The organism is Phenylobacterium sp. CCH9-H3, from assembly GCF_001557235.1.
GTDB lineage: Bacteria > Pseudomonadota > Alphaproteobacteria > Caulobacterales > Caulobacteraceae > Phenylobacterium.
Window position 1 is genome coordinate 1 of record NZ_LSJI01000218.1, and the last position, 7,281, is coordinate 7,281.

Annotated in this window: 9 protein-coding genes; 4 read left to right on the forward strand and 5 right to left on the reverse strand. The window is 70.9% G+C overall.

Annotated elements, in window-relative coordinates; translation table 11 throughout:
- The first annotated feature begins 267 nt into the window (after positions 1-267).
- Positions 268-450 (forward strand): hypothetical protein, encoded by a 183-nt coding sequence (locus AX721_RS18925; RefSeq protein WP_068877536.1) that lies wholly within the window; start codon positions 268-270, stop codon positions 448-450.
- 65 nt (positions 451-515) lie between these two features.
- Here the strand turns inward: AX721_RS18925 and AX721_RS18930 are convergent, their stop codons facing one another.
- The 5 genes from AX721_RS18930 to AX721_RS18945 all read right to left on the reverse strand — a co-directional run bounded on the left by AX721_RS18930 (position 516) and on the right by AX721_RS18945 (position 4,925).
- Complete coding sequence (locus AX721_RS18930; RefSeq protein ID WP_197422644.1) at positions 516-1,265, reverse strand: vitamin K epoxide reductase family protein; 750 nt, start codon at positions 1,263-1,265, stop codon at positions 516-518.
- A complete protein-coding gene (locus AX721_RS28090; RefSeq protein ID WP_197422645.1) occupies positions 1,238-1,513 on the reverse strand; it encodes a hypothetical protein in 276 nt (91 codons plus the stop codon). The genes AX721_RS18930 and AX721_RS28090 overlap by 28 nt, the downstream gene beginning before the upstream one ends.
- A gap of 30 nt (positions 1,514-1,543) precedes the next feature.
- Positions 1,544-3,532: a TonB-dependent siderophore receptor gene (locus tag AX721_RS18935; protein WP_082765204.1), complete on the reverse strand. Its 1,989-nt coding sequence runs from the start codon at positions 3,530-3,532 to the stop codon at positions 1,544-1,546.
- A gap of 548 nt (positions 3,533-4,080) precedes the next feature.
- Positions 4,081-4,485 carry a copper-binding protein gene (locus AX721_RS18940; RefSeq protein ID WP_068877539.1) on the reverse strand — a complete coding sequence of 135 codons (405 nt, stop codon included), beginning with the start codon at positions 4,483-4,485 and terminating at the stop codon, positions 4,081-4,083.
- On the reverse strand, positions 4,482-4,925 hold the full coding sequence (locus AX721_RS18945; RefSeq protein WP_082765203.1) for a helix-turn-helix domain-containing protein: 444 nt from the start codon (positions 4,923-4,925) through the stop codon (positions 4,482-4,484). Before AX721_RS18945 ends, AX721_RS18940 begins: the two co-directional genes overlap by 4 nt.
- A 76-nt stretch (positions 4,926-5,001) precedes the next feature.
- Here AX721_RS18945 and AX721_RS18950 point away from each other — a divergent pair, with 76 nt between their 5' ends.
- From AX721_RS18950 to AX721_RS18960, 3 genes are all read left to right on the forward strand, one after another.
- A complete protein-coding gene (locus AX721_RS18950) occupies positions 5,002-5,712 on the forward strand; it encodes a cation transporter (protein WP_068877540.1) in 711 nt (236 codons plus the stop codon).
- Between the two features lie 8 nt (positions 5,713-5,720).
- Positions 5,721-6,110, forward strand: coding sequence for a hypothetical protein (locus AX721_RS18955; RefSeq protein WP_156467257.1), 390 nt, complete (start codon positions 5,721-5,723; stop codon positions 6,108-6,110).
- A 57-nt stretch (positions 6,111-6,167) separates the two neighbouring features.
- The coding region (locus AX721_RS18960; protein WP_231754744.1) for a TolC family protein at positions 6,168-7,281 on the forward strand (1,114 nt) is incomplete at its 3' end.

The window sequence follows — 7,281 nt, forward strand, 5'->3', positions numbered from 1 at the left end:
ATATGTCGACGCCACCGGCCGGCGCCTGCCATTGCGCTCCGGCCGCGCTGTTGTGGGCGGCGTCCGCCGCCGACCTCGGCATGGTGTTGCGCGTCGACCGGTGGCTCGCGTCACCGTCCGCAAGGCTGTGGGGCCTGCAGCAGCCGCCGCCACTGCGACCGCCGATCTTCGTCTGATCGCCGCGCTAAGGCGCACCCCCGTCCGTCCAACAGCCGTCGCCGGCGTCCGCTGACGCGCGCCCAGCGACGGGATCAGAAGGAGACGATCATGAGGACCACCACAAATCTTCTGGCCACGATCCTGGCCGTCGCCGGGCTCGCCGCCTGCGCGACCCAGCCAGGAACACCCCACTGGTCGGGAAATCCGAAGTTCAGCGTCGGCCTCAACGCGCCGACGGTGGTCGGCGTGGACGCAGCCGCGCGCGAGCGCGCCGAGAACGCGCCCAAATGAACTGATGCGGCCGGGGCGGCCAGCGAGTCGCCCCGGCCTCGACCGGTCGCCGCGACACAGCGGCGTCAGACGATGAGGCGATCCCAGCCGCCGTAGTGCCCACGGCTGCGCGGGCCGCGCGGGAGGCTGAGCCAGACCAGGGCCAGTCCCACGAGCACGTCGCTCGCTTGGCCAGCCACTGGCGCGCCGCCCAGCAGCCACGGCGTGGCGATCAGCCAGAGCCCGAAGCCGACGTTGATGAACCGCAGCGGCCGGGTCACCTCGGCTGTAGCGATGGCGGCGGTGGTGATGACCAGCGCGCCGACTAGGTAGTCGTCGGCGAGCGGCGGCTCGGTCCCGAAGGTCAGGCGGGAGAGCGTCAGCCAGGCGCCGAGCAGCATGCTGGCGGCGAGCGTCCAGGGCAGGTTCACTCCACGCGCGGCCGAGGCGAAGGCGCGCAGGGGACCGGCGTCTAACCCGGCATGGGGGTCCTTCGTCCCGCCTGGCAGGGCGTCGCCGCGGAAGAAGGCGCGCCAGAAGGGCCGCCCGCGCCGGGTGTTCCAGACCAGGAACTGGCCCATGGCAACCAGCTCGTCGAGGGCGAAGGGGATCATCGCCACCATCGCGGCCCCTGCCATCAGGCAGATGGTGCACCAGGTACCGATCTCGATCGGCTGGATGATGATGAAGTAGATGCTGACCACCCCCAGCGGCACGACCACGATGCAGAACAGCAGCACCATCCAGGGCATGGTGCGCCAGCGCGAGCGGCCGCCCATGGCGCCCATCAGGATCTCGGCCATGTAGCTCATCGCCCCGACCCCGCCGTCCGCCACCGGCCAGGCCTTGGAGACGTCCGAGGTGATGATGAACTCCGTGCCGTTGGCGCGGCGTCGCCGGCGAAGAACGGCTCCCAGACCCCGTCCACGTGGCCGAGCTGGTAGGCGGTCAGGATGCGGGCGAGCACGAAGCCCACTGCGCCGAGGACGATGATCGGGAGGCGCTGCAGGTAGGTGGAGGGCGAATAGGTCCAGCCGGGCGGCGCCGAGGTAGCGGTGGGCCACCACCAGCCACCTCGGCGCAAAAGGGCCTCCGAACGGCGTTGGAGGCGCCGCTAGAAGGAATAGGCGTAGGTGAAATGCAGGGTCCGGGGCACGCCGCGGAAGTGACCGGCGAAGGCGGTCCCCGTCCCGTCGCGGAAGAACCGCCGGACGCGGGTGGAGTATTCCTCGTCCAGCGCATTCTCCAGCCGCGCGGAGAGGCGGCCGTGCTCGCCCACCTGCACCCAGGCGTTCAGGTCGACGACGGTGAAGTCGCCGCGGTCCACTCGGCCGATGCCGGAGGGCAGCACATCGACCACGTCGCCGGTCCAGTTCAGGGTCGCGCCGGCGCCATAGGCCCCGCCCGGCTCATGAAGGTCGACGGCGGCCATCGCGGTGTCCTCGGGAATTTCCGTCAGCTGGACGGACGCGCCCCCCTGGCGGGTGCGGGCATGGGTGTAGGAGGCCTTGACCGACAGCCACGCGCTGGGTTCGCCCGTCACCACGGCTTCGAAGCCCCGTACCTTCACCTTCTCGGCGATGTTGATGAACTGGAACACGTCCGGGTCCGGGGTGACGCCGTTCAGGGCGATCAGGTCCTTGGTCTCCCGCCAGAAGCCGATCAGCTCGCCCCGCCATCCGCCGCCTTGGGCGCCGACCGAGACGTTCAGGTTGCGCGCCCGCTCGGGCTTCAGGTCCGGGTTGCCGATCTCCCCGTTGTTCAACGGGTCCTGGGCGAACAGGGACTCAGCGTCCGGCAGTCGGAACGACGTCCCGCCTGCGGCGCGGACGAACAGCGCATCGCCGATGTCGAATTGCCCGGAGACGTTCCACACCGTCGCGTCCTCGCTGGACTTGGACATGTTGTGCCGGAAGCCGGCCGCGAGGTGCAGGCCGGGGATCATCTCCGGACCGGCGCGGACCTGGGCGAACAAGGCCTGCGCGGTCTCCTTGCGCGGCAGGATGATCAGCACGTCGTCGAAGCCGCCGTAGCGCTGGATGTCGTAGCCGCCCCACAGCTCCAGGCCCGGCTGGAGGATCGCGCGGGCAAGCGTGTTCAGGCCGTAGTCCTCGAACTGCCACTTCTCCTTGTCGGAGACCACCACCGGACCGGCGGGGCCGGTGTTGGTCTGGTTGAAGGTGCTGTCCCAGTCGTGCCAGTAGCCCTTCACGAAGACGCTCAGCCGGTCGTTGATGTCGACGTCGACCTTCGCCCAGGCGATCTCCTCGTTGCGGGTGTTGAAGTTCTCGGTGACGAGGTTCGGCCGGGCGAGCTCGGCGAAGCCTTCGGTATGGGTGTAGCTGGCGGAGAGCCTGAGCGCGTCGGAGACGTCATAGGCCCACTTCGCCCCGCCGCTGGTCATCCGGTAGCCGCGGTGGCGGTCGGCCAGGCTGGATTGGATCTCGTCGTCGGAGAACACCTTGTAGCCCTTGGCCTCGTCATGGCTGGCGAAGGCGATGAACCGGTGGCCGCCAAGAGCTGCCGAGTAGTAGCCGCTGGCCGTGACCGCCTCGTTGGTGTCGGCGCCGATCTCGAACCGTCCCGACGGCTGGTCGGTGAAGTCGCGGGTCACGATGTTAATCACGCCCGCGACCGCCTGGGTGCCGTAGAAGAGGCTCTGGCCGCCCTCCAGCAGCTCGATCCGCTCGACCATGTGGGCCGCCACGGTGTCGAGCGGTGGAGTGGTGTTGTAGAGCCGGCTGGAGATCCGCACTCCGTCGATCAGGTAGAGGATCTCGCCCGGCCGCGAGCCTTGCAGCGAGGCCACGTTGTAGCCGAACGGTCCGCTCTGCGGGATCAGCGACAGCCCCGGCAGGCTCGACTGCAGCGCCTGGCCCACATCGGTGTAGCCGCGCCGGTCGATCTCCTCGCCGCTCACGACTTCCACCCGATGACCGTACCGGGCGAGCTCCTGCGGCAGGGTCTCCTCCAGGCGACCGGTCACCACCACCTCACCCACCTCGGCGCCGGCCGCCCAGGCGTTGGTGGCAAGCATCGCCAGCGTGGCGGCTCCGGCCAGCATAGCTTGCTGGCCGCGCACGGCGACCAATTTCCTTCGCATCGACAATGCCCCCAAGCCAGGCGGCCGCTGTGGCGGCCCGCGCGCGATGGGGCGAGTACTCTACGGTTTCAGCGGAGGTTACAGAGAGGTTACAGCCAGAGCTCCGCGAGCCGTCGGCGCTTGCGTGCGCGCCAGACAGACGCCGTTCGCCTCGAGTCAGACGGCTCGCATCACGAAGCCGAGCCGCTTGAGGCTTCACGGCGGCTTCGATATCCTGGTCCAGCTCCAGTGTCCTGCCGCAACAGTCGCAGATCAGGACGCGGGCGGCTGCGCGCGGTGGGGGCGCGCCGCGCAGGCCACGTAGGCGTTCACGGCTTGCCGGCGAGGGCTACGCCCGAGGCGGAACTCCAGGGCCCGATAGACGCTCGGTGGCTTCCCGTTCTTGGGCCGCCATGGGCGATGAGGTCATGGGCCTTCACAGGCCGCTTCCGTCCCCCGCCAGCAGCTCGAAAGTGCGGCGGCTCCGTCCGACATTCGCCCGCGGCCAGGCGTCGCGCTCCGGCTCGGCTCAAGCGACAGCGCCGCATAGGGGCAGAGCGCCGCTGGCGTCATCGCCGGCTCAGGGTTGCGACTTCGCCGACGCCGTCCGTGACGAGCAGCGTGAAGGCGACCTCGTCGCCGGCGCGCACCCGCTGCAGGATCGCGCGTCGGGCGCGAAACGACATCGTCAGGTCCGGCCAGTCGCCGGCCGAGCTCTGCTCATGGCGCAGGAAGATGACGCCGGCCGCCGGATCCACGGCCACGACCCGCGCGCGGCCTTCCTCCCGACCCGCTTCGACCACGATCGGACCCGGCGGCGCACCATGCGTCGGGTCGGCCGCCATGACCCGCTTGTGATCCAGCGCGTCCGGCGTCCGATCCACGACCTGGCGGTCGCAGCCGGACAACAGGACCATGGCCGCGAGGACCACCAGGCGGCGCGCCCGCGTAGAGGCGTGATCTGCGATCGTCATCCCGCGCGCCCGGCGAACCCGGGGCGGTGGTGGTCGCAGAGGGTGGGGTCGGCCAGCGCCTCTATCACCCGGCAGTCGGCGACCTCTCCTGCACAGCCGGCGCCGACCATACGCTCGAGTTCGGTCTTCAGCACGCTGAGTTGCGCGATCTTCTCGTCCACGGCTTCCAGCTGTTCCGCCGCCAGCCGGTTGGCCTGCTCGCACGGCCGATGCGGGTGGTCAGAGAGGTCGAGCAGGTCGCGGATCGCCTCCACCGAGAAGCCGAGCTGGCGCGCATGTTTGATGAACGCGAGCCGCTTGACGGCCGCCTCGCCGTAGACCCGCCGGTCGCTTTCCGTGCGCTGCGGCGCGGGCAGCAGGCCGATCTGCTCGTAGAAGCGGATGGTCGGCACCTTGACGTTCGTGGCCTTGGCCAGCCGGCCGATCGGCATGTTCGTCATGGGGCAGCCTCCGTGGAACGACATGCGCAAAATAGGCGCTTGATCCTCTACCTAATAGAGGATGCACACTGGCGACATGTCCTCCTGTTCCTCGGAACCCGCCCAATCCCAGGTGCACGGCTCGGCAGGCTGCTGCGGCGCGACCGTCGTCTTCGATGGGGCGTCACCGGCCTATCGACGCGTCCTCGCCTGGGTGATCGCGATCAACCTGCTGGGGTTCTGCGTCGTCGCCGGGGGCGCGATCCTGGCCGGCTCGGCGTCCCTGGCCGCCAACACCCTGGACTTCGCCGCCGACGCGGCCACCTACGCGCTCAGCCTCTGGGCCATCGGCAAGAGCGCGCGGATCCGGGCCGGCGCGGCGCTCTTCAAGGGAGGAAGCCTGGCGGTCATGGCTGTGGCCATCCTCGGCTTCGCGGTGTGGCGCGCCGTCAGTGGCACGATGCCCGACGCCGCGGCCATCTCCGGCCTGGGGCTGTTCGGCGCGGCGGCCAATCTCGTCGCGGCCATCCTGCTCCTGCGCTATCGCGAGGGCGACGCGAACGTGCGCTCGGTCTGGCTCTGCACCCGCAACGACCTGATCCAATGCGTCGCCGTGGCGGCCACCGGCGTGGCCGTCGCGCTCACCGGCTCGCGGTGGCCGGACCTCGCGGTGGGCGTGCTGCTCGCCGCCATCTTCCTGCGCTCGGCCTGGTCGATCACCACCCAGGCAAGCCGTGAACTGGAGGCGGAAGCCGCGCAGACAACGGACTTTGTAACGCATTCCCGTGCCGCCCGGCGCGGGCTATAGACGCGCCTGTGACGGGACTTCGGACATTCTGGCGATGGGTCGGCGGCTTCACAGCTGTCCTGCTGGCGTTTGCCCTGATGTTCGCGCCGGTCGCCGAGGCCGCCGTGTGCGGCAGCGAAGCGCCGGCCGTCGCCGCCCTGCAGAGCGTCGATGACGTGACCGCAGCGGTGGACAGCGTCTCCGCGGCATCCGACGCCCACGGCGGCATCTCGCCCGACGTAGGTGGCGACCTTGGACTTTGCCAGCATGGGCATTGCCACCATGCAGCCCCCTATCTGCCGACCCTGGTGAGTGACGCGGTGGCCCATCCGGCCGTCTCCGCGCCGGCGGTCAAGCTGGCGAACCAGCACCCGCGCTCCCGCGCGGCCTCCCGCCTGGAACGGCCCCCTCGCGTCTGACGAACCACGCGCGCCTGGCGCGCGCCGGCTTTCGTCATTTCGCGAGTAGGGTCCACCTTGTCTGTCATCTTCCGACGGCCGTTCCTCACGGCCATGCTGCTGGGGGCGAGCGCCAGCGCGCTGTTCGCAGGCGCCGCAATCGCCGAACCCGCGCCCCCGTTCCCCGACCTCCTGCGTCAGGCGCAGGCGACCGCGCCGCGCCTGTCAGAGGCCCGCGCCGAGATCGCCCGCGCCGAAGGCCTGGCCCGCCAGGCCCGGGCCCTTCCCAATCCCACCCTCGGCGTCGAGGTGGAGAATTTCGCGGGCTCTGGACCCTTCAAGGGCACGGGCCTCTCCGAAACCACCGCCTCGATCGAGCAGACGCTCGAACTCGGCGGCAAGCGTTCGGCGCGGGTCGCGGTCGGCCGGGCCGACGTGGTCGCGGCCCGGGCCCGCGCGGCGCAGATCCAAGGCGAGTACGCCTTCGACCTGGCGGCGAGCTATGCCGAGGCCGAAGCTTCGGACCGGCGCCTGCAGCTGGCCACCGAGTCGGTCGGCTTCGCGCAGGAGGACGCCCGCGTCGCCGGCGCCCTGGTGGAGGCCGGGCGCGAGGCCGACCTGCGCCGGGTGCAGGCGCTGGCGGCGCTGCAAGCCGCCCGGGCGGCGCTCGAAGAGGCCCGCGCCGCCCGCGCGACGGCCTTCTCCAACCTGACCGCCCTGGTGGGGGCGCCCGCGCCGATCACCTCCATTCCGGTGAGCCTTCTGGCGCGAGCCGGCCAGGCCTTCGCGGGGGCCTCGCCCGACCCGCTGGCCAGCCCGGCCTATCTCGCCGCGCAGGCGCAGCGCGAGGCGGCGGCCCGTCGCGTCCGCATGGAACGGCTCCGTGCGGTGCCGGACGTCACCGTGTCCGTTGGCGCCCGCCGGTTCGAGGGTGACGACGCCACAGCGCTGGTCGCCGGCGTGTCGATCCCGTTCCCGATCTTCGACCGCAACCGCGGCAACATCAGCGCGGCGCGGGCCGAGCTCAGCGCGGCCGAGGCCAGGCTCAACGCGGCCCGCCTGGACGCCGAGGCGGCCGTTCGCTCGGGGTCGGCCCGACTGAGCGCCGCGGAGGCGCGGCTGGCGGCCTCGCAGGAGGGCGAGCGCACGGCCGAGGAAGCCTACCGGCTCACCCGCCTCGGCTACGAGGGCG